Source organism: Cognatundibacterium curvum (genome assembly GCF_014284235.1).
In the GTDB taxonomy this organism is placed as follows: domain Bacteria; phylum Pseudomonadota; class Gammaproteobacteria; order Burkholderiales; family Burkholderiaceae_D; genus Undibacterium; species Undibacterium curvum.
Map to the genome: position 1 here is coordinate 212777 of NZ_JACOGD010000007.1, position 19988 is coordinate 232764.

The window sequence follows — 19988 nt, forward strand, 5'->3', positions numbered from 1 at the left end:
TTTGCAGAATCAGGATACGCGGCGCACATCAACAAAGTGCCCCTCAATACCAGCCGCAGCTGCCATCGCCGGAGAAACCAGATGCGTGCGACCGCCCTGCCCCTGACGTCCCTCAAAATTACGGTTAGAAGTAGAAGCGCAACGCTCGCCCGGCTCCAGGCGGTCTGCATTCATGGCCAGGCACATAGAGCATCCCGGTTCACGCCATTCAAAGCCAGCATCACGGAAAATTTTATCCAGACCTTCACGTTCAGCCTGTTCTTTGACTAAACCCGAGCCAGGCACAACCATCGCCAGTTTGACGTTTGAGGCGCGGAATTTACCTCTGACGACAGCAGCCGCTTCGCGCAAATCCTCGATACGGGAATTGGTGCAGGAACCGATAAAGACCTTATCAATCCGGATATCAGAAATCGCTGTGTTTGGCTTCAGTGCCATATATACCAGTGCTTTTTCTATCGCATCACGTTTGACCGGATCTTTTTCCAGATCAGGATCAGGCACGCGCGCATCGATAGCCACCACCATTTCCGGCGATGTGCCCCAAGTCACCTGCGGCAGGATTTCTGCCGCGTTCAATGTAACGACCAGATCAAATTTAGCGCCTGCATCGGAATGCAGCGTTTTCCAGTACTCGACCGCACGATCCCAATGCGGGCCCACCGGCGAGAACGGACGACCATGTACATAATCTATCGTGGTCTGATCAACCGCGACCATACCGGCGCGCGCTCCAGCTTCGATGGCCATATTACAGATGGTCATACGACCTTCCATCGACAAAGCACGGATTGCGGTTCCGGCAAACTCTATCGCGTAGCCAGTGCCGCCAGCTGTACCGATGCGACCGATTACTGCCAGTACGATGTCTTTAGCGGTAACGCCCTTAGGCAAAACGCCGTCAACCTGCACCAGCATCGATTTGGATTTTTTGGCGATCAGTGTCTGGGTTGCCAGCACGTGTTCCACTTCTGAGGTACCGATACCATGCGCCAGACAGCCAAACGCACCATGAGTGGAAGTATGCGAGTCACCGCACACAACCGTCATACCGGGTAGCGTTGCACCTTGCTCAGGTCCGATCACATGCACGATACCCTGACGCTTGTCATTCATACCGAAATAAGTCAGACCGTACTGGCGCGCATTCGCATCCAGCGTCTCTACCTGCAGCCGTGAAACCGGATCTTCTATGCCACCTGCACGATTGGTGGTCGGCACATTATGATCGGCCACGACCAGATTAGCTGCATTACGCCATGGCTGACGTTCAGCCAGTTTCAAGCCTTCAAAAGCCTGAGGACTCGTGACTTCATGTAGCAAATGACGATCTATGTATAGGATTGCGGTGCCATCATCTTCGGAATGAACAACGTGAGATTCCCATAATTTGTCATAGAGCGTTTTGAGCATAATCTGAAGCCTGAAGAATGTTCTAAATAGAGAGTGTAAAGATGATAAAGAAGCGTGGACTTACATTTTTTTCGCATTTGATTATGCCACAATTGTGCGATGCAAAACCAAAAAAGCAGCCAAAATGGTGCGATGAAATTCAATATAAAAATCAGCTATTAGCTTATATACCAAATATTGAATGGTATTTTTCCAGGACTGCACGCGAATTCCGTTCAATATTTCGCAATGGAAATCTACCGCAAAACCTGCTGCGCCAGCAGATAAGAACAGTGACGTGAAATCTGGAAAAAATTTAGCTGGCACCAGCGATGCCCGCTCCGGTACAGGCTGCAGGCATCAGGACGACCGGAACCGTTAGACGGCTAGTCCGCGGCCTCACAGACAACCAGGCCGAGAACCCAGTCAGTCTCAGACAACATCGCCGCATTGAGCACGATGACGCAGCACATGATCCATCAACACAAGTGCCAGCATCGCCTCTGCAATTGGCGTAGCACGGATACCAACACAGGGATCATGTCGCCCAAAAGTCTCCACCATGACGGGATTGCCATCCTTATCGACCGAGCGGCGCGGGGTACGTATCGATGAAGTCGGCTTAATCGCGATCGATACCGTGATGTCCTGGCCGGTCGAGATGCCACCCAAAATACCACCCGCGTTATTCGACAGAAAACCTTCAGGCGTGAGTTCATCGCCATGCTCAGAGCCTTTTTGTGCCACACAGCGAAATCCGGCACCAATCTCCACACCCTTGACCGCATTGATCCCCATCATGGCGTAAGCAATTTCAGCATCCAGCTTGTCGTAAATCGGTTCCCCGAGCCCGACCGGTACGTTCTGTGCGACTACATCGATTTTTGCGCCTATAGAATCACCGTCCTTACGCAAGGCATCCATGTAATCTTCCAGGCGCGTGATCAGTGCCTGGTCGGCGGTCGGTGCAAAAAAAGGATTGGCGGCTGTATGCCCCCAGGATTCCAGCGGAATCACGATATCACCCAGTTGCGTCATGCCACCTTTAAATTCAGTGCCGAACTTGAGCTTCAACCATTTTTTGGCGATTGCTGCCGCACCAACCACGGGGGCAGTCAAACGAGCGGATGAGCGCCCGCCACCACGCGGATCGCGTATACCGTACTTATTCCAGTACGTAAAATCAGCATGACCCGGGCGGAAAGTTTCAGTGATATTGCCGTAGTCCTTACTACGTTGATCCTGATTCCGTATCAGCAGCGCGATCGGGGTTCCGGTTGTTTTACCCTGATACACACCAGACAAAATCTCCACCGTGTCCGGCTCCTGCCGCTGCGTCACATGACGTGAAGTGCCAGGCTTGCGCCGGTCCAGCTCCAGCTGTATGTCAGCCTCGGACAATTCCAGCCCCGGTGGACAACCATCCACCACACAACCAATCGCCGGACCATGCGATTCACCAAAGGTAGTTACCGTAAACAAGGTTCCAAATGTATTACCAGACATAATTCTTTTTGCAGTTCGGGTTAGTCGGATTGATGGGGCATTCTAACAGTGTTACGGTATGCCGCATGCACGCAGCCATTGGAAAACCAAGGTAGTCGTTGGCAATTTTAAAATTATTCGTTAATTGATGTCACTTAGGCGTAAAGAGTGTTTTATTATTGCCAAATAAAAAAACTTAAGACTTGGCTGGCATCGTTTTTAATGTCATAGTTCCGCAAGGAACGATTTCAATCGCCCCCCACAGAAAAACGTCCAGTATGGAGCTGCATTTCCGATGAATTCACCGATTCAATCTACCGAAGACGATCTGGTTTTCCTTGACGAGCCAGATCACGATGAGTTTTCGGCAGTTTCGCAGACCCAGGCGAGCTGGCGGATCATGATTATCGATGATGATCCTGACGTCCACTCGGCAACAACCTTTGCACTGGGCAGCCTCGAAATACAACATCGGCCGCTGAGCTTTGTGCATGCTTACTCAGCTGCCGAAGCACGAGAAATTCTGCAAAAAGAAAAGGATATCGCCATCATCCTGCTCGACGTGGTGATGGAGCATGAAGATGCCGGCCTGCAGTTAGTCAATTACATTCGGAAAACGCTGCAGCTCGCTGATGTACGCATCATTTTGCGTACCGGTCAGCCAGGCTATGCACCTGAAATTGACGCTATCCGCGATTATGATATCAACGACTACAAAACAAAATCCGAGTTAACGCGTACTAAACTGTATACCGCTGTCACTTCAGCTATCCGCTCCTACGAGCAAATCTGCTCCATCAGTGCCAGTCGCCGTGGTCTTGAGTTAATTATTAATGCCAGCACAGAGCTGATGGCGAAACATGGTTTGCAGAATTTTGCCTGTGGCGTTCTGACCCAGATTACTGGACTGCTTAACCTCGACACTGAGGGATTTGTCTGTGTACGGCAAAACCCGCTGGGCGAACAAGATACGGTCAATGATCTGCATATCATCGCATCAACCGCTGGCTTATCCCATCTGGTAGACCGTTCACTGGCCGACCTCGACCGCCCAGCCGTGCTGGATCTGGTCAGCCGCTCACTGAGCGGCAAGCAGAGTATTTATGAAGCCGACATGACCGCGCTGTATTTCAATAATGCAGAGAAAAAAGACTTCACGCTATTCCTGGAAAACGGTCTGCAACTGAACGAAATGGACAGACGCCTGCTTGAGGTTTTCTGCGGTAACGTCTCGGTCGGTCTGGACAATGTGATTTTGAATTCACGTCTGCATAATTATGCTTTTTATGATTTGCTGACCGGCTTAGCGAATCGCCTCAAGTTACTACAGACCTTAAACGAAACCCTGAGCTCACCGCTGAAGGAAAAGAGCGCACTGTCACTGATCGACATCGACCATTTTGCAGAAACCAATGACGCACTGGGGCATCAGTTCGGTGATTTACTGCTGTATGCGGTGGCGCAGCGCCTGTTCAACCATTTCGGCACACAATGCCAATTGGCCAGGGTCGGCAGCGATACGTTTGCGCTGCTGGGAGATCAGAATCTGGTCAATCCTGATACGATACTCAAGCTCTTTACCACGCCTTTCCAGGTCGACCATCAGGACGTGCAGCTATCTGCAACGATAGGTCTGATCAAACTCGACGACTATGAAGGCGATGGCTCAGAAGCCTTAAAAGACACCAATATTGCGCTCAAACGTGCCAAGACTAATCAACGCGGCGGTTATGAATACTTTACCCGCAGCATGGGAGTGGAAATCCGGGAACGGGTTCTGCTGATGCACGCTTTACGTGCCGCTTTTGAACATGAGCGCCTGTTCCTGGTGTACCAGCCACAAATAGACATGCGCACGGGTAAAGCCTTGGGTGCGGAAGCGCTGTTACGCTGGCGTACCGACGAGGGGAAATTTATTCCTCCGGATCAGTTCATTCCTATCGCTGAATATTCTGGCCTGATCGTCGACATCGGCGAATGGGTGCTGCGCAGCGCTTTGTATGAACTGGTTCATCTGCGTAGTATAGGATATACAGAATTTCAGATGGCGATCAATGTCTCGCAAGCCCAGTTTTCCCATCCTTTGTTTATGCAATCCCTGCACAAAGCTTTGCAAGACACCAAGGCGCCGCCTGAGTTTGTAGAACTGGAAATCACCGAATCTATGGCAATGAAGGACCCGGACTTGCTGATCAAAACACTGCATCAGATCAAGCAGCTCGGGGTCAATATCTCAATTGACGATTTCGGAACGGGATTTTCATCGTTGAGTCACCTGCAAAAACTGGATGTCGACAAACTCAAGATAGACCGCGCATTTGTCAACGATATCCAGCAAGATGCAAGTGAAGGCAGTATCGCCAAAATGATCGTCCAGTTAGGTCAAAACCTGGGTCTGACTATCATTGCTGAGGGCGTTGAAAACCAGATGCAGGCCAACACACTGCAAGAATACGGATGCTTCCTCGCGCAAGGCTATTTCTATGCAAAACCGCTGACTCAGCAAGACTTGCGTGCCTGGCTGCAGCAACGTGTGCAGCAACAAAACCTGAGCGCCCATCAACGCTGACTCTGCGCATTGCATACGATGGAGTTTCCCTGATTGGCATTCTATCCCCCGCTTTTTACTCCCTATCGCAATCTCGTGGCAAAGCAACCTACATTTCTTTAGAGTACAGACATGTAAGTTGCTTTGCACCGGATGTCCAGAGGCTGGATAGACCAGCGCCTTTAGAAGAGAGTAAATCATGAATCCAAACACAGCAGACACGCTTAAAACACTACTCAGCGATTTCAGTGGCTGGCTGAGCCGTAGCTTTGATAAAACGGCAGCATGGGTAACCCAGCTTTCCTGGTGGAAGTTCTTCATTTTTGCGATTCTGCTCATGGCTGCAGGTGCCATCCTGCAAGACACCATATTCACGTCTGAAGAGAGTATTGTTGTCAGCAAAAGTCCAAGTAAGAAGAGTAAAAAGAATTCACATACCATAGAAGGCGATGCCAATATCGACATAGACGAGACCGGCATCCGCATCCGTAAACCCGGCGGCGATGGCAAAGGTAAGCAGATAGAAATCGACGAAAATGGGGTCAGAGTTTTGACTGAACCGGAAGCGATCAATTCATCTGGCATGCCGGCAACACCGGCTGCTCCGGCAACTCCAGCCACGCCCGCGCAACCGGGAGCGCATGAAATCAGGACTGGTGACGATATCCATATTAAGTTGCCACCAGAAGTCGCGCGTGAGATCAGCAACGAAATCAATAATGCAGTCGCCGATGCCGCCGATGAAGAAGTCAGAAGCTATAAGAAAACCTCATCAAAATGGTTCGCCAATTTTGTGCTGCTGGCCATCTTCGGTTTGTTTGGCATGAAGATTCTGATGGGTGGTAAGGTGCGCGCGGAAGAGAAAGCCAAAGAAGCAGGTCTCGCAGCAGAACGGGAATCGCTGCTGCGCCAGGTCAGTGAAGCGCAGATGCAGATGATGCAAGCGCAGGTTGAACCGCACTTTTTGTTCAACACCCTGGCCTCAGTCGAACATCTGATAGAAACCGATCCGCCGCGCGCAGCAGCCATGCAGCGCTGCCTGATCAGCTATCTGCGCGCGGTGTTACCACAAATGCGGGAAAACGCCTCTACCACCAATCTCGGGCGTGAAGCTGACATGATCAAATCCTATCTGGATCTGCTGAAAATGCGCATGGAGGAACGGTTGAACATAGACTTTGTGATGCCGGAGGGTTTAAGAAGCGCGTCCTTCCCGCCTATGATGCTGCAATCGCTGGTAGAAAACGCCATCAAGCATGGCCTGGAATGTAAGGCAGAAGGCGGCACCATCCAGTTCCGGGTTGAAGTCGCTCATAGCAAATTGCGCGTCTCTGTGACCGATGATGGCCTGGGCTTCGGCGCTATGCCCAGCAATGGCACCGGACTGGGATTGCAAAATATCCGCGAACGCTTGAAATTATTATATAAAGAAAAAGCACAGATGATCATTACCCCTAACCAGCCTGGCGGTGTCTGTGTCACGATAGAAATTCCTTACGAATTAGCCCATTGAATAGCCTATGCCAACCGCGATTATTGCCGATGATGAACGATTGATGCGCGACCAGTTGCGGTCGCGCCTGGAACAGGCCTGGCCTGAATTACAGATACTGGACGAAGCGAAAAATGGGGAAGAAGCGATACAGCTAGTCGCTCAACATCGCCCTGACCTGGTGTTTCTCGATATCCGTATGCCGATTAAAACAGGCCTTGAAGCAGCCAAAGAGATAGGCAACCAGACCCACATCGTCTTCATCACAGCCTATGATCAGTATGCGATTCAAGCCTTCGAGCACGGTGCGGTCGATTACGTATTAAAACCTGCAGACCTGGAGCGCCTTGGTAAAACAATAGAACGCCTCAAGGCACGCCTACAGACACAGACCCAGCCTGCAGACATGAGTCAGCTACTCGGACAACTGGCTAAGCAAATGGGTATTGCCAGCAAACCGGCGTATCTACAATGGATACAGGCCTCGATAGGTCAGGAGCTGCGCCTGATCCCGGTAGAAGAAATTTTGTTTTTCCAGTCAGATGAGAAGTATACCCGGGTACAAACCAGTAACTATGAAGCGCTGATCAGAAAACCGGTGCGCGACCTGGCTGAAGAACTGGATCCTGCGCTGTTCTGGCAAATTCACCGCTCTACGCTGGTCAATGCCAAAGCCATTTCAGGCGTGGTACGAGATCTGCGCGGACGTCATCTGGTGCAAATAAAGGGGTCAACTGAAAAGCTGGAAGTCAGCAGGAGTTTTGTGCACCTGTTCAAACAAATGTGAGCCAGCCCCAGCCATGCAAGCAGACATAAAAAAACCGGAGTTGACTCCGGTTTTTTTATTACAGAATTTGCTTACCTATCCACCAGGCTATCGCTGCGACAAACGCAGACGCTGGTATCGTCAGCACCCAGGCCCACACAATATTGCCCGCAACACCCCAGCGTACTGCAGACATTTTTTGTGAAGAGCCGACGCCAACAATCGCGCCGGTAATCGTATGCGTGGTTGACACTGGAATACCCATTGCAGTTGCGATGAACAGCGTAATCGCACCGCCAGTTTCAGCACAAAAGCCACCAACAGGTTTCAGCTTGGTGATTTTCTGGCCCATGGTTTTCACAATACGCCAGCCACCAAACAAAGTCCCCATACCTATCGCCGCATAGCAAGACAAGATCACCCACATCGGTGGCATCGCGTCATGCGTACTGGAATACCCGCCAGCAATCAGCAACATCCAGATGATACCCATAGTTTTTTGCGCATCATTACCACCATGTCCCAGACTATACATGGATGCCGACACCAGTTGCAGACGACGGAACCATTTATCGACCTTCATCGGCGTGGAACGTACGAATACCCAGGATACCAGCAACATCATCAGCGAACCCAGCAGGAAACCCAGCAAAGGGGACAAAACGATGAAGCTGATCGTCCAGATCAGGCCTGAAGAAATCAGTGCCGCAGTGCCTGACTTAGCCACAGCCGCACCCACCAGGCCACCAATCAAAGCATGCGAAGATGAGGATGGGATACCAAAATACCAGGTCACCAAATTCCAGAATACAGCACCGACCAGGGCACCAAAAATCACATAATGATCAATTGCCCACGGTTCTATGGTGCCCTTCCCTATCATCGCAGCGACTTTTAATTTAAAGAACACTATCGCGATCACATTGAAAAAGGCCGCCATCGCAACTGCTGTCTGCGGCTTCAGCACGCCGGTTGAAACGACAGTTGCGATCGCATTCGCTGCGTCGTGAAAGCCGTTCATAAAATCAAATAGCAATGCCAGCACAACTAAGCCTGCAATGACATATATGCTAATTTGTAAAGTTTGCATGAAATTTACTCTGCTCTATCTGCTCTATATAGCGCCGGCAAAACTGCCGGCCCCGATCAATCAATCCTGATCAGCCCGCAGGCTGACCGGTCAAACACTATCCAGGCGGGGAAATTATGCGTTCTCTACAATAATGCCTTCGATGATATTCGCGACGTCTTCGCAACGGTCAGTCACGGTTTCCAAAATTTCATAGATCGCTTTGAGTTTGATCAGATTGCGCACATCAGGTTCGTCGCGGAACAGCTTGGACATCGCTGCGCGCATCACATGATCCGCATCCGATTCCAGTCGGTCGATTTCTTCACAAATCGTCAGAATTTCGCGCGAGTTGTTCATGTTATGCAGCAGGCCTACGGCTGCTTTGACTTTTTCCGCACAAGCCAGGCACAGTTCAGCCAGGCGCTTGGCTTCAGGCGTGATTTCACGGATGTCGTACAAGGAGATGGTTTGCCCTGCATCTTCCAGCAAATCCAGAATATCATCCATGCGTGTGATGAGCTTATGAATATCATCGCGGTCTATCGGCGTGATAAATGTCTTATGCAGTAACTCGATGGTGTTGTAAGTCACCGCATCAGCTTGTTTTTCTATACCTTCTATCGCATGAACACGGTTTTCGAGATCGTCGAAATTGGTCATCAAAGCCAGCATTTCTTTAGAACCTTTGACACACAAATCAGCGTGCTGGTTGAAAAGCTCAAAGAATTTGCCTTCGGTAGGCATCAAACGTCCAAACATTTTTTTCTCACTGAAAATAGAAAATTACAAGAACCAATTTCATGGATTCAATTGGTCGAAAACAAAAAAACAAAAAACAAAACCCGCGCATCTTTACATGATGCACAGCTACATCAGGACTCGCTGTCTCCGTAAATAGACAAGGAACCCACGTAATTATCAAACTTGGTGTACTCACCCAGGAAAGTTAAGCGCACACTGCCTATCGGACCGTTACGCTGCTTACCGATAATGATTTCCGCCGTACCCTTATCAGGAGAATCAGGGTTATAGACCTGATCGCGGTAAATAAACATGATCACGTCCGCATCCTGCTCAATAGCGCCGGATTCACGCAAATCTGACATGACCGGACGCTTATTCGGACGCTGCTCCAGCGAGCGGTTCAGCTGCGACAAGGCAATCACTGGGCAATTCAATTCCTTGGCCAGACCTTTCAGATTTCGGGAAATTTCTGAAATTTCTGTAGCGCGGTTTTCACCCGCTACGTTAGCCGACATCAGCTGCAAGTAATCGACGATGATCAAGCCCAGCTTACCGCACTGACGCGCTAAACGCCTGGAGCGGGCACGCAATTCTATCGAACTCAATGCCGGCGTTTCATCGATATACAACTGCGCCTCATTCATCTTCTGAATCGCATGCGTGAGTTTAGGCCAGTCTTCATCCGACAGCTTACCGATACGCAAACGGCTTTGATCAAGACGCCCAACTGAGCCCAACATACGCATCGCTAACTGCGCGCCGCCCATCTCCATCGAAAACACCGCGACTGGCAAACCGCTGTCAATGGCCACGTTTTCACCGATATTCAGCGAGAACGCCGTCTTACCCATAGAAGGACGACCAGCAACAATCACCAGATCACCGGGCTGCAAACCTGAAGTCATCTTATCCAGATCAACAAATCCAGTCGGGACACCGGTAATATCATTCTGATTGTCACGGTTATACAGCTCATCTATCCGCTCAACCACTTGTGTGAGCAAAGGCTGAATTGCCTGAAACCCCTGTGCTCCGCGCGCACCTTCTTCTGCAATAGCGAAAATTTTTGATTCCGCCTCATCCAGCATTTGCTTCACTTCTTTGCCCTGAGGATTAAAGGCATTGCCTGCAATTTCATCGGAAACAGTGATCAATTTCCGCAATACACCACGATCACGCACAATCTCAGCATAACGCCGGATATTTGCTGCCGAGGGAGTATTTTGCGCCAAGGCATTCAAATAGGTCAGACCACCAGCCTCTTCCGCCTTTCCTTGCACGCTCAGTGCTTCATACACGGTGATTACGTCGGCCGGACGGGAACTGTTAATCAGTTTGACCATGCATTGGAAAATAATCCTGTGGTCATAACGATAGAAATCCTCTTCACTGATGAAGTCGGCAATACGGTCCCATGCCGCGTTGTCGAGCAACAAACCACCGAGCACAGATTGCTCTGCTTCGATGGAATGAGGAGGTACGCGTAGCGCGTCGAGTTGTGGGTCAGAAGCTGCTTTCATGGCGCGCATTATACCTGCTAAATCAATTTCCCTAACAACACAAAACAAGCCGATTTGCGCTGTCTATACATAACAACAAAGCTGAAATTGTATAAATTATTTATTTGCAGAAAATAAAAAAGCCGGGTTAAACCCGGCTTTTTTTGAAGCGAACTAAGCTTAAGCTTGTTCAGCAACAACAGAGATAGTCACGTTCACAACAACGTCTGTGTGCAATGCAACAGATACTGCGTGCTCGCCAACTACTTTCAGTGGGCCTTGTGGCAGACGCACTTGAGATTTTTCAACTGTGAAACCTTGTTTTACCAGGGCTTCAGCGATGTCGAAGTTAGTTACGGAACCAAACAAACGACCATCAACACCTGCTTTTTGAGCAACTTGAACGGTAGAACCTTCCAGTTTTTCGCCTTGAGCCTGTGCAGCAGCCAATTTCTCAGCAGCAGCTTTTTCCAGATCTGCACGCTTTGCTTCAAATTCAGCGATAGCAGCTGCAGTAGCACGACGTGCCATACGTTGTGGAATCAGGAAGTTACGTGCATAACCGTCTTTTACACGAACTACATCACCCAGGTTGCCGAGATTAACGACTTTATCCATCAGAATAACTTGCATATTTTTCTCCTAATACTTGGTCGTCAATTACGCTGTGTGCAGATCAGTGTAAGGCAACAACGCTAAGTAGCGTGCGCGCTTGATCGCTGTGTCAACTTGACGCTGGTACAGTGCTTTAGTACCTGTCAAACGTGCAGGCATAATCTTGCCGTTTTCTTGTACGAAATCTTTCAGAGTGTCTACGTCTTTGTAGTCCACTTTTTCTACGTGTGCTGCTGTGAAGCGGCAGAATTTTTTACGCTTGAACAAAGGATTTTGTTGCTGACGCTTTTGCTTCAATTTGCTTTTATCAAATTTTTTACCGAATGCCATTTTTGGCTCCTAATCAAGTAAATGTGTCCCGACTTCAGTGATATGAAAAACGAGACTTTTGCTGTTGCGATTTTTGCGTGCTAAAAACCCGGAAAAACAAAACTCAACATCGAGCGGCAAATCTGAAACAACTTTGGACTGTTCACCGGCAGCCAGTGCTGCCAATTCAACTTCCACCAGTCTTGATAAGCCTGCCTCTTTTTGTTGGGAACTGTGCAACAACACACCATTCGCTATCGGAATACCCGCCGGCGTATAACGCACCGCAGCTTTTTCGATTAATTTAGCGACTATAGTTAGTTGGTTCACCAGGTTGTCACACGACCTTTAAAAATAAAGAAATTAAGCAGCTGGTGCTTCAACGCGTTGTGCTTTCGCTGCGTCTTCTTTCTGAACAGCTTTCATCATTGGAGATGGTGCTGTTTCAGCTTTCTTCATTTTAACTGTCAGGTGGCGCAGAACAGCATCATTGAATTTGAATGCGGTTTCCAGCTCAACCAGAGTCTCTGCATCGCACTCGATGTTCATGCAAACATAGTGTGCTTTTGCCAGCTTCTGGATCATGTAAGCCAATTGACGACGGCCCCAGTCTTCTACGCGGTGGATCTGACCACCACGGGCAACAACACTGGCTTTGTAACGTTCGATCATTGCCGGAACTTGCTCGCTTTGATCCGGATGTACGATAAATACGATTTCATAATGACGCATATATTCTCCTTGTGGACAATAAAAATAGCCTGCCTCGGCGTCAAGACGAGTGCAGGAAGAGGAAAGCCGACGATTTTAACTGGTTTCCCCGGTTAACTCAAACTATTTTAATGCCCTGTACAAAAGCCTACCCACACTTAGGAATTTTCTGTATCGAAAAGATCAAATAGCGCTTGCAGATTCAATGACACTGTATAAAAATACAGACTGTTCATACGTACAGCGCAATTTACGGATATTTCATGCTAAAGCTTACCAATCGTCAGGAACAGATACTCAATCTGATCAAGGATGCCATACACCACACCGGCTTCCCACCAACCAGAGCAGAGATAGCAAGCGAGTTAGGCTTTCGCTCCACCAATGCAGCTGAGGAGCATCTGCAAGCCCTGGCACGCAAGGGCGTGATTGAGATTGCCGCTGGCACTTCACGTGGCATACGCCTACTGGAGTCCGAGCTGTCCAGTCATATCACCGGGATGCTGAAGAGCAAACCAAATCAGGACAATAGTAATCATATTTCGCTGCCACTGGTAGGCAGAGTCGCAGCGGGGTCGCCCATTCTTGCCTCCGAGCATATAGAAAGTAATTACACGGTTGATCCTGCTATTTTCTCTGCCAAACCGGATTTCCTTCTGAAGGTCAGGGGTATGTCTATGCGTGACGCAGGGATACTGGATGGCGATTTACTCGCAGTCAGACGCAGCGACAACGCCAGAAACGGACAAATTGTGGTCGCTCGCATCGGTGACGATGTGACGGTGAAACGCTACAAAAAAACCGGCGATCTGATCGAATTACTGCCAGAAAACCCAGACTACCCCATCATACGCATAGAGCGCGATGAACAATTATTTTCACTTGAGGGCCTGGCGGTTGGACTGATGCGCAGCTGGACTTAATCCAAGCTATCAATAAAAAACGCCCCGGGACTATCCGGGGCGTTTTCATTACAACTCAACTAAGCTTACTCTCAACTGCATTGAGGTGCGCACGCAGCATCAATGCTTCACAACACCAGACTCAACCGGTGCTGGCGCAGAGGATGCAGCAAGCGCGACCTCCTCGTCCGACAAGGCAACCGGCTGACGCTCCAGAGCGATTTCCAGAACACGGTCTATCCAACGCACAGGAATAATTTCCAGTTTGTTTTTGACGTTATCCGGAATCTCAGTCAGATCCTTAGCATTTTCTTCCGGGATCAACACAGTTTTAATGCCACCACGGTGCGCCGCCAACAGCTTTTCTTTCAACCCGCCAATCGGCAACACCTCGCCGCGCAAAGTGATCTCCCCTGTCATCGCCACATCTGCACGGACTGGAATACCAGTGAACACAGACACCAAGGCAGTCGTCATCGCGATACCGGCAGAAGGACCGTCTTTCGGCGTAGCGCCCTCAGGGACGTGGATATGAATATCAGACTTCTCAAACACATCTGCCTTGATACCCAGACGTTTAGCACGGCTACGCACCACCGTACGCGCTGCCTCTATCGACTCTTTCATCACATCACCCAGGGTGCCGGTGCGGATCACACCACCCTTACCAGGCATAGAAACCGCCTCTATCGTCAGCAAGTCACCACCCACCTCAGTCCAGGCCAAACCAACTACCTGGCCAACCTGATTTTCTTTGACTGCCACACCAAAATCATAGCGCCGCACGCCCAGATATTTATCCAGGTTTTTAGAAGTGATCGTTGCTTTTTTCTCGGTCTTCTTCAAAAGCAGCATTTTGACCACTTTGCGGCAAATCTTGGAAATCTCACGCTCAAGCGAACGCACACCGGCTTCCCGGGTGTAGTAGCGAATGATGTCGCGGATCGCACTTTCAGCCACGCTGATCTCTTCCTCTTTCAAGCCATTGTTCTTGACTTGCTTAGGCAGTAAATAACGCTGGGCTATGCTGGTTTTCTCATCTTCGGTATAACCCGACAGGCGTATTACTTCCATCCGGTCCAGCAAAGCGGGCGGAATATTGTAAGAATTCGAGGTCGCAACAAACATCACGTCCGACAAATCAAAATCTACTTCTATGTAATGATCAGAGAAAGTGTGATTCTGCTCAGGATCCAACACTTCCAATAATGCAGAGGATGGATCTCCACGGAAATCTGCACCCATCTTATCCACCTCGTCCAACAGGAACAGAGGATTGCGTACACCGACCTTAGACAGACTTTGCAGGATTTTTCCTGGCATGGAGCCTATGTAAGTGCGACGATGACCACGGATCTCAGCCTCATCCCGAACACCACCCAAGGCCATACGGACAAACTTGCGATTGGTCGCACGCGCGATAGACTGGCCCAGCGAAGTCTTACCCACGCCAGGAGGCCCGACCAGGCACAGGATAGGTGCCTTCAGCTTATCAACACGCTGTTGAACCGCGAGATACTCGAGGATGCGCTCTTTGACTTTATCGAGTCCGTAATGCTCATCTTCCAACACTTTCTCAGCATTACTCAGATCATTATTTACCTTGGATTTCTTTTTCCATGGCAAACCAACGATGGTATCGATGTAGTTGCGCACGACTGTAGCTTCAGCCGACATCGGAGACATCATTTTCAGCTTTTTGAGCTCAGCCTGCGCCTTTTCACGCGCCTCTTTAGGCATTTTGGCAGCGATGATCTTTTTCTCAAGCTCATCAATATCCGCGCCTTCATCACCCTCGCCCAGTTCTTTCTGTATGGCCTTTACCTGCTCATTCAGATAATACTCGCGCTGCGACTTCTCCATTTGGCGTTTAACACGTCCACGGATACGCTTCTCCACCTGCAGGATATCGAGCTCACCTTCGAGCTGACCTAACAAGTGCTCCAGGCGTTTACCAACACTGAAAATTTCGAGTATGACCTGCTTCTGCTCAAGCTTGAGCGGCAAATGCGCAGCTATCGTGTCAGCGAGGCGTCCGGCATCATCAATTCCGGATAAAGAAGCGAGGATTTCAGGCGGAATTTTTTTATTCAGTTTCACATACTGATCAAACTGCTGAACGATGGCACGACGCATCGCCTCGACTTCAGAATCATCTTCTTCATCCGATTCCACTGGCAGCAAATCAGCGCTGAAATGCGATTCAGAATCATGGATCTGACTGATTCGTGCACGTTGGCTGCCTTCGACCAGCACTTTGACTGTGCCATCCGGCAGCTTTAGCATCTGCAGAATATTGGCAACGCAGCCAATCTCGTAAATATCATCGGCCGACGGTTCATCCTTAGCGGCAGCTTTCTGCGCCGCCAGCATGATACTTTTACCTTGATCCATCGCAGCTTCCAAAGCCTTGATAGACTTAGGGCGGCCTACAAATAAAGGTATGACCATATGAGGGAATACAACCACGTCACGCAATGGCAGTAACGGCAATTGAGTTTGCCCGGTAATCAGAGTAGTCGTCATGGCGCACCTTTCAAAAATACTGGTTAACAATGTTGGCGCACAAGGCTAAAACACAAGCCCACCATCAAAAAAAATAATAAAAAAAGCCACGCAGAGCAGTCTCCGGGTAGCTTTACGATTGAAGCCCTTGGTTTAAATACATTCTACTGTGAAACGGAAAATCCCGCTGAAAACAAACAAAAAAGGGGAGTTAGCTCCCCTTTTTTGCAACAACTGTGATGCGCAGATCAGGCGCCAGCGACTTTGGCCTGCTCATGGTAAATCAATAAAGGTTTAGCGCCATTGACGATGGTGTTTTCATCAATCACGACCTTCTCCACATTCTGATGGCTAGGCAAGTCATACATTATGTCCAGCAAAGCATGCTCAAGAATAGAGCGCAGGCCACGTGCACCTGTCTTACGCGCTATCGCTTTCCTGGCAATTGCCTGCAAAGCAGCCGGACGAATTTCGAGCTCGGTTCCTTCCATCTCCAGCAATTTCGCATATTGCTTAATCAGTGCATTCTTAGGCTCAACCAAAATCTGGATCAAGGCTTCTTCAGTCAGCTCATTAAGCGTTGCAATTACAGGCAGACGGCCGATCAACTCAGGAATCAAACCGAACTTGATCAAATCCTGCGCTTCCACGTCCTGCAAAATTTCACTAGCCGACTGATCACTCTGACTCTTCACGCTGGCCGCAAAGCCAATACTGCTGCGCTCGGAACGATCTGAAATAATTTTCGCCAAACCATCAAATGCGCCGCCGCAAATGAACATGATATTGGTGGTATCGATCTGTATGAAGTCCTGATTTGGATGCTTACGGCCACCCTGCGGTGGCACAGAGGCCATCGTACCTTCAACCAGCTTCAGCAAAGCCTGCTGCACACCCTCGCCTGACACATCGCGGGTAATGGAAGGATTGTCCGATTTACGTGAAATCTTATCGATTTCATCAATGTAGACGATACCCTTCTGTGCCTTCTCCACTTCGTAATTGCAATTCTGCAGCAATTTCTGAATGATGTTTTCGACGTCTTCACCGACATAACCCGCCTCAGTCAACGTGGTCGCATCTGCAATTACGAACGGCACATTCAACATGCGCGCCAGGGTCTGTGCCAGCAGAGTCTTACCTGAACCGGTAGGACCGACCAACAGAATATTACTTTTTGCAAGCTCGATATCATCCTTTTTACCCAGATGTTTGAGGCGCTTGTAATGATTATAAACGGCAACAGCCAAAATCCGCTTAGCATGCTCCTGACCAATCACATACTGATCGAGCAGGCTGGTGATTTCTTTTGGCGTAGGCAGCTCGGTCTTTGCATTCGCAATATTATCGACCTCAGACACTTCATCACGAATGATGTCATTGCACAGGTCTATGCATTCATCACAAATGAACACGGAAGGCCCGGCAATCAGCTTTTTCACCTCATGTTGGCTCTTGCCACAAAAAGAGCAATAGAGCAGTTTTTCACCACTGGAGGATTTTTTATCGGGCATGGTACGAATAGAAAATAGTCAAAATTAAAGAAGCTGAACGGATTGCATATTACCCGCAAAAAGCCATTTCGTCACCGAAACGTCATCACTGAATTGGGCAGACTCCGCATTTTCCATTCCGGAATAAAAAACGCCCGTACCTGAGAGGAACGGGCGCTTACACAACTCATTAACATCAGGCGCGATGAGTAAGAACTTTATCGATCAAACCATATTCGACCGCTGCATCTGCTGACATGAAATTATCACGGTCAGTGTCTTTAGCTATTTGCTCAAGACTACGTCCGGTTTTCTCTGCCAAAATACCATTCAGACGCTCACGCAAGTAAAGAATTTCTCTGGCCTGAATCTCGATATCGGAAGCCTGGCCCTGAGCACCACCCAGAGGCTGATGGATCATAATACGCGAATTCGGCAAGGAGAAACGCTTACCCTTTGCACCGGCAGCAAGCAGGAAAGCACCCATCGAAGCCGCCATACCAGTACACAGCGTAGACACATCCGGCTTGATAAACTGCATCGTGTCATAGATGGCCATACCAGCAGAAACCGATCCGCCAGGAGAGTTAATATAGAGCGAAATATCCTTTTCAGGATTTTCACTTTCCAAAAACAGCAACTGCGCTACCACCAGATTCGCGGTCTGGTCATTGACCGGACCCACCATGAATATGACACGCTCTTTCAGCAGACGCGAGTATATGTCATAAGACCGCTCCCCACGTCCACTCTGCTCCACCACCATAGGCACCATGCCCAGCATATTTGTATCCAACGCCGAATTACGGATGATGCCTGTCATGTGATTTCCTTTTAAATTAAGCCTGAGCGTTATTACCCATCAGTTCGTCGAAAGGCAATTGCTTATCAGCGACCTTAGCTTTACCTAAAACGTAGTTAACGACGTTTTCTTCTAAAACAAGGGCTTCCACTTCTGCCAGACGATTACGATCACTGTAGTAGTATTTTACTACTTGCTGAGGATCTTCGTAGCTCTGTGCGAAATCTTCAACCTGGGCTTTGATCTGGTCAGCAGTTGCCTGCAGGCTGTTGGTTTTCACCAGTTCAGCCAGAATCAGACCCAGACGGACGCGACGCTCAGCTTGTGCAGCGAACAGCTCTTTAGGGAATGGAACGTCTTTAACATTCATGCCACGCTGAGCCATATCCTGACGTGTCATCTCTGCCAGACGCTCGGTATCCTGAGCAACCAGAGATTGTGGCACATCAAAGCTGACAGCTTTAACCAGTGCGTCCATGACGCTTTCTTTGGTTTTCGCTTTTACGCGGCCACGTACTTCACGCTCCAGATTTTCTTTGATGTCAGAGCGCATTTTTTCGATGTTGCCATCTTCTACGCCCAACATTTTAGCGAAATCTGCATCGACTTCCGGCAGATGTGCCCATTCAATTTTGGATACTGTGATCGTGAATTCTGCAGTTTTACCAGCAACATCCTTGCCATGGTAATCTTCAGGGAAAGCCAGTGGGAAAGTCTTGGACTCGCCAGCTTTCAGACCCAGAGTTGCTGTTTCAAACTCAGGCAACATACGGCCTTCGCCCAATACAAATACAAAGCCTTCAGCTTTACCGCCAGCGAATTCAACGCCGTCAATCTTACCGACGAAATCCACTGTAACGCGGTCACCGTTTTGTGCGGACTGGTCTGCGCCACCGTCACCGTGCGCGCCCTGCTCGCCTTTTACGTGAAAATGTACGCGTTGCTTACGCAGAATATCGATGGTTTTATCGATTTCAGCATCAGTCACATCAGATTTAACTTGCTCAACTTCTGCACCAGACAAGTCGCCAATGACGATTTCCGGATACACTTCAAAAGTCGCATCAAATGCTACATTACCTTCAGCAACGCCTTCGCCAGTTTTTGGCTCTATGCTAGGGTAACCTGCTACGCGCAGATTGTTTTCATTTGCAGCCAGTGCAAACGCCTGACCTACTTTATCGTTCAGGACTTCAGTCTCTACCTGATAGCCGTATTGTGCAGCCACCATTTTCATTGGGACTTTACCAGCGCGGAAGCCAGGCGCTTTTGCTGTACGGGCACGCACTTTCAAACGCTTTTCAACTTCTGATTTCACATCAGCGATAGGAAAAGAAATCGTGAGGCGGCGCTCCAATTTATCTAAAGTTTCGACTGCAGTTGCCATGAAAATCGTCCAAATAGTAAAAATTCTGTGGTGCGAGGAGGGGGACTCGAACCCCCACACCATTGCTGGCGTCAGGACCTAAACCTGGTGCGTCTACCAATTTCGCCATCCTCGCGGGATGAGTTAAGTTACATACCGACACAAAAATCTTGCATCAGCAAAAAAGCAAAGGGCGACCCGAAATTCAAGCGTCGCCCAAAACTAATGCATGTGGCATTACAACTCCAGCCCGATATTCTACTGGATTTTGTATTGCTGTGTCTTAT

18 protein-coding genes and 1 tRNA gene are annotated in these 19988 nt (G+C 49.1%); 4 read left to right on the plus strand and 15 right to left on the minus strand.

Translation table 11 applies throughout. The annotated features are described in order from the left end of the window. Positions 1 to 9 precede the first annotated feature (9 nt). From leuC to aroC, 3 genes are all read right to left on the minus strand, one after another. Entirely contained in the window at positions 10 to 1413 is a 1404-nt protein-coding gene (gene leuC, locus H8K43_RS14480) for a 3-isopropylmalate dehydratase large subunit (protein WP_186904487.1), read from the minus strand. 81 nt (positions 1414 to 1494) lie between these two features. After that, complete coding sequence (locus tag H8K43_RS14485; protein WP_186904488.1) at positions 1495 to 1719, minus strand: hypothetical protein; 225 nt, start codon at positions 1717 to 1719, stop codon at positions 1495 to 1497. Between the two features lie 105 nt (positions 1720 to 1824). Continuing rightward, the gene (gene aroC, locus H8K43_RS14490; RefSeq protein WP_186904489.1) at positions 1825 to 2898 is read right to left on the minus strand and encodes a chorismate synthase; all 1074 of its coding nucleotides are present in this window, start codon (positions 2896 to 2898) and stop codon (positions 1825 to 1827) included. Between the two features lie 274 nt (positions 2899 to 3172). Between aroC and H8K43_RS14495 the strand changes: the two genes are divergently transcribed. The 3 genes from H8K43_RS14495 (at position 3173) to H8K43_RS14505 (ending at position 7704) form a co-directional block, all read left to right on the plus strand. Beyond that, positions 3173 to 5446, plus strand: a complete 2274-nt coding sequence (locus H8K43_RS14495) for a bifunctional diguanylate cyclase/phosphodiesterase (protein WP_230403972.1) — start codon at positions 3173 to 3175, stop codon at positions 5444 to 5446. Between the two features lie 178 nt (positions 5447 to 5624). Further along, positions 5625 to 6938, plus strand: coding sequence for a sensor histidine kinase (locus tag H8K43_RS14500; protein WP_186904490.1), 1314 nt, complete (start codon positions 5625 to 5627; stop codon positions 6936 to 6938). Between the two features lie 7 nt (positions 6939 to 6945). Then, positions 6946 to 7704 (plus strand): LytR/AlgR family response regulator transcription factor, encoded by a 759-nt coding sequence (locus H8K43_RS14505; protein ID WP_162019380.1) that lies wholly within the window; start codon positions 6946 to 6948, stop codon positions 7702 to 7704. Positions 7705 to 7762: 58 nt separating this feature from the next. Here H8K43_RS14505 and H8K43_RS14510 read toward each other — a convergent pair whose 3' ends face one another. The 7 genes from H8K43_RS14510 to rpsF all read right to left on the minus strand — a co-directional run bounded on the left by H8K43_RS14510 (position 7763) and on the right by rpsF (position 12654). Continuing rightward, positions 7763 to 8773, minus strand: a complete 1011-nt coding sequence (locus H8K43_RS14510; protein WP_186904491.1) for an inorganic phosphate transporter — start codon at positions 8771 to 8773, stop codon at positions 7763 to 7765. 114 nt (positions 8774 to 8887) lie between these two features. Continuing rightward, entirely contained in the window at positions 8888 to 9514 is a 627-nt protein-coding gene (locus H8K43_RS14515; protein ID WP_162019382.1) for a DUF47 domain-containing protein, read from the minus strand. Between the two features lie 113 nt (positions 9515 to 9627). After that, positions 9628 to 11019, minus strand: a complete 1392-nt coding sequence (locus H8K43_RS14520; protein WP_162019451.1) for a replicative DNA helicase — start codon at positions 11017 to 11019, stop codon at positions 9628 to 9630. A 159-nt stretch (positions 11020 to 11178) separates the two neighbouring features. Next, positions 11179 to 11631 (minus strand): 50S ribosomal protein L9, encoded by a 453-nt coding sequence (gene rplI / locus H8K43_RS14525; protein WP_186904492.1) that lies wholly within the window; start codon positions 11629 to 11631, stop codon positions 11179 to 11181. Between the two features lie 27 nt (positions 11632 to 11658). After that, positions 11659 to 11943, minus strand: coding sequence for a 30S ribosomal protein S18 (gene rpsR / locus H8K43_RS14530; protein ID WP_162019384.1), 285 nt, complete (start codon positions 11941 to 11943; stop codon positions 11659 to 11661). Positions 11944 to 11952: 9 nt separating this feature from the next. Next, entirely contained in the window at positions 11953 to 12252 is a 300-nt protein-coding gene (priB, locus tag H8K43_RS14535) for a primosomal replication protein N (RefSeq protein WP_162019385.1), read from the minus strand. Positions 12253 to 12285: 33 nt separating this feature from the next. Next, positions 12286 to 12654 carry a 30S ribosomal protein S6 gene (gene rpsF / locus H8K43_RS14540; RefSeq protein WP_162019386.1) on the minus strand — a complete coding sequence of 123 codons (369 nt, stop codon included), beginning with the start codon at positions 12652 to 12654 and terminating at the stop codon, positions 12286 to 12288. Between the two features lie 242 nt (positions 12655 to 12896). Between rpsF and lexA the strand changes: the two genes are divergently transcribed. Next, entirely contained in the window at positions 12897 to 13556 is a 660-nt protein-coding gene (gene lexA, locus H8K43_RS14545) for a transcriptional repressor LexA (RefSeq protein WP_162019387.1), read from the plus strand. 99 nt (positions 13557 to 13655) lie between these two features. On the opposite strand, the gene lon is transcribed toward lexA, so the two are convergent. From lon to H8K43_RS14570, 5 genes are all read right to left on the minus strand, one after another. Then, entirely contained in the window at positions 13656 to 16061 is a 2406-nt protein-coding gene (gene lon / locus H8K43_RS14550; protein ID WP_186904493.1) for an endopeptidase La, read from the minus strand. A 227-nt stretch (positions 16062 to 16288) separates the two neighbouring features. Then, complete coding sequence (gene clpX / locus H8K43_RS14555) at positions 16289 to 17554, minus strand: ATP-dependent Clp protease ATP-binding subunit ClpX (RefSeq protein ID WP_186904494.1); 1266 nt, start codon at positions 17552 to 17554, stop codon at positions 16289 to 16291. Positions 17555 to 17729: 175 nt separating this feature from the next. Further along, on the minus strand, positions 17730 to 18356 hold the full coding sequence (gene clpP, locus H8K43_RS14560) for an ATP-dependent Clp endopeptidase proteolytic subunit ClpP (RefSeq protein WP_329604529.1): 627 nt from the start codon (positions 18354 to 18356) through the stop codon (positions 17730 to 17732). Between the two features lie 16 nt (positions 18357 to 18372). After that, positions 18373 to 19722 carry a trigger factor gene (gene tig, locus H8K43_RS14565; RefSeq protein ID WP_186904495.1) on the minus strand — a complete coding sequence of 450 codons (1350 nt, stop codon included), beginning with the start codon at positions 19720 to 19722 and terminating at the stop codon, positions 18373 to 18375. Between the two features lie 28 nt (positions 19723 to 19750). Continuing rightward, positions 19751 to 19837: transfer RNA gene (locus H8K43_RS14570), tRNA-Leu, on the minus strand. Positions 19838 to 19988: the final 151 nt, after the last annotated feature.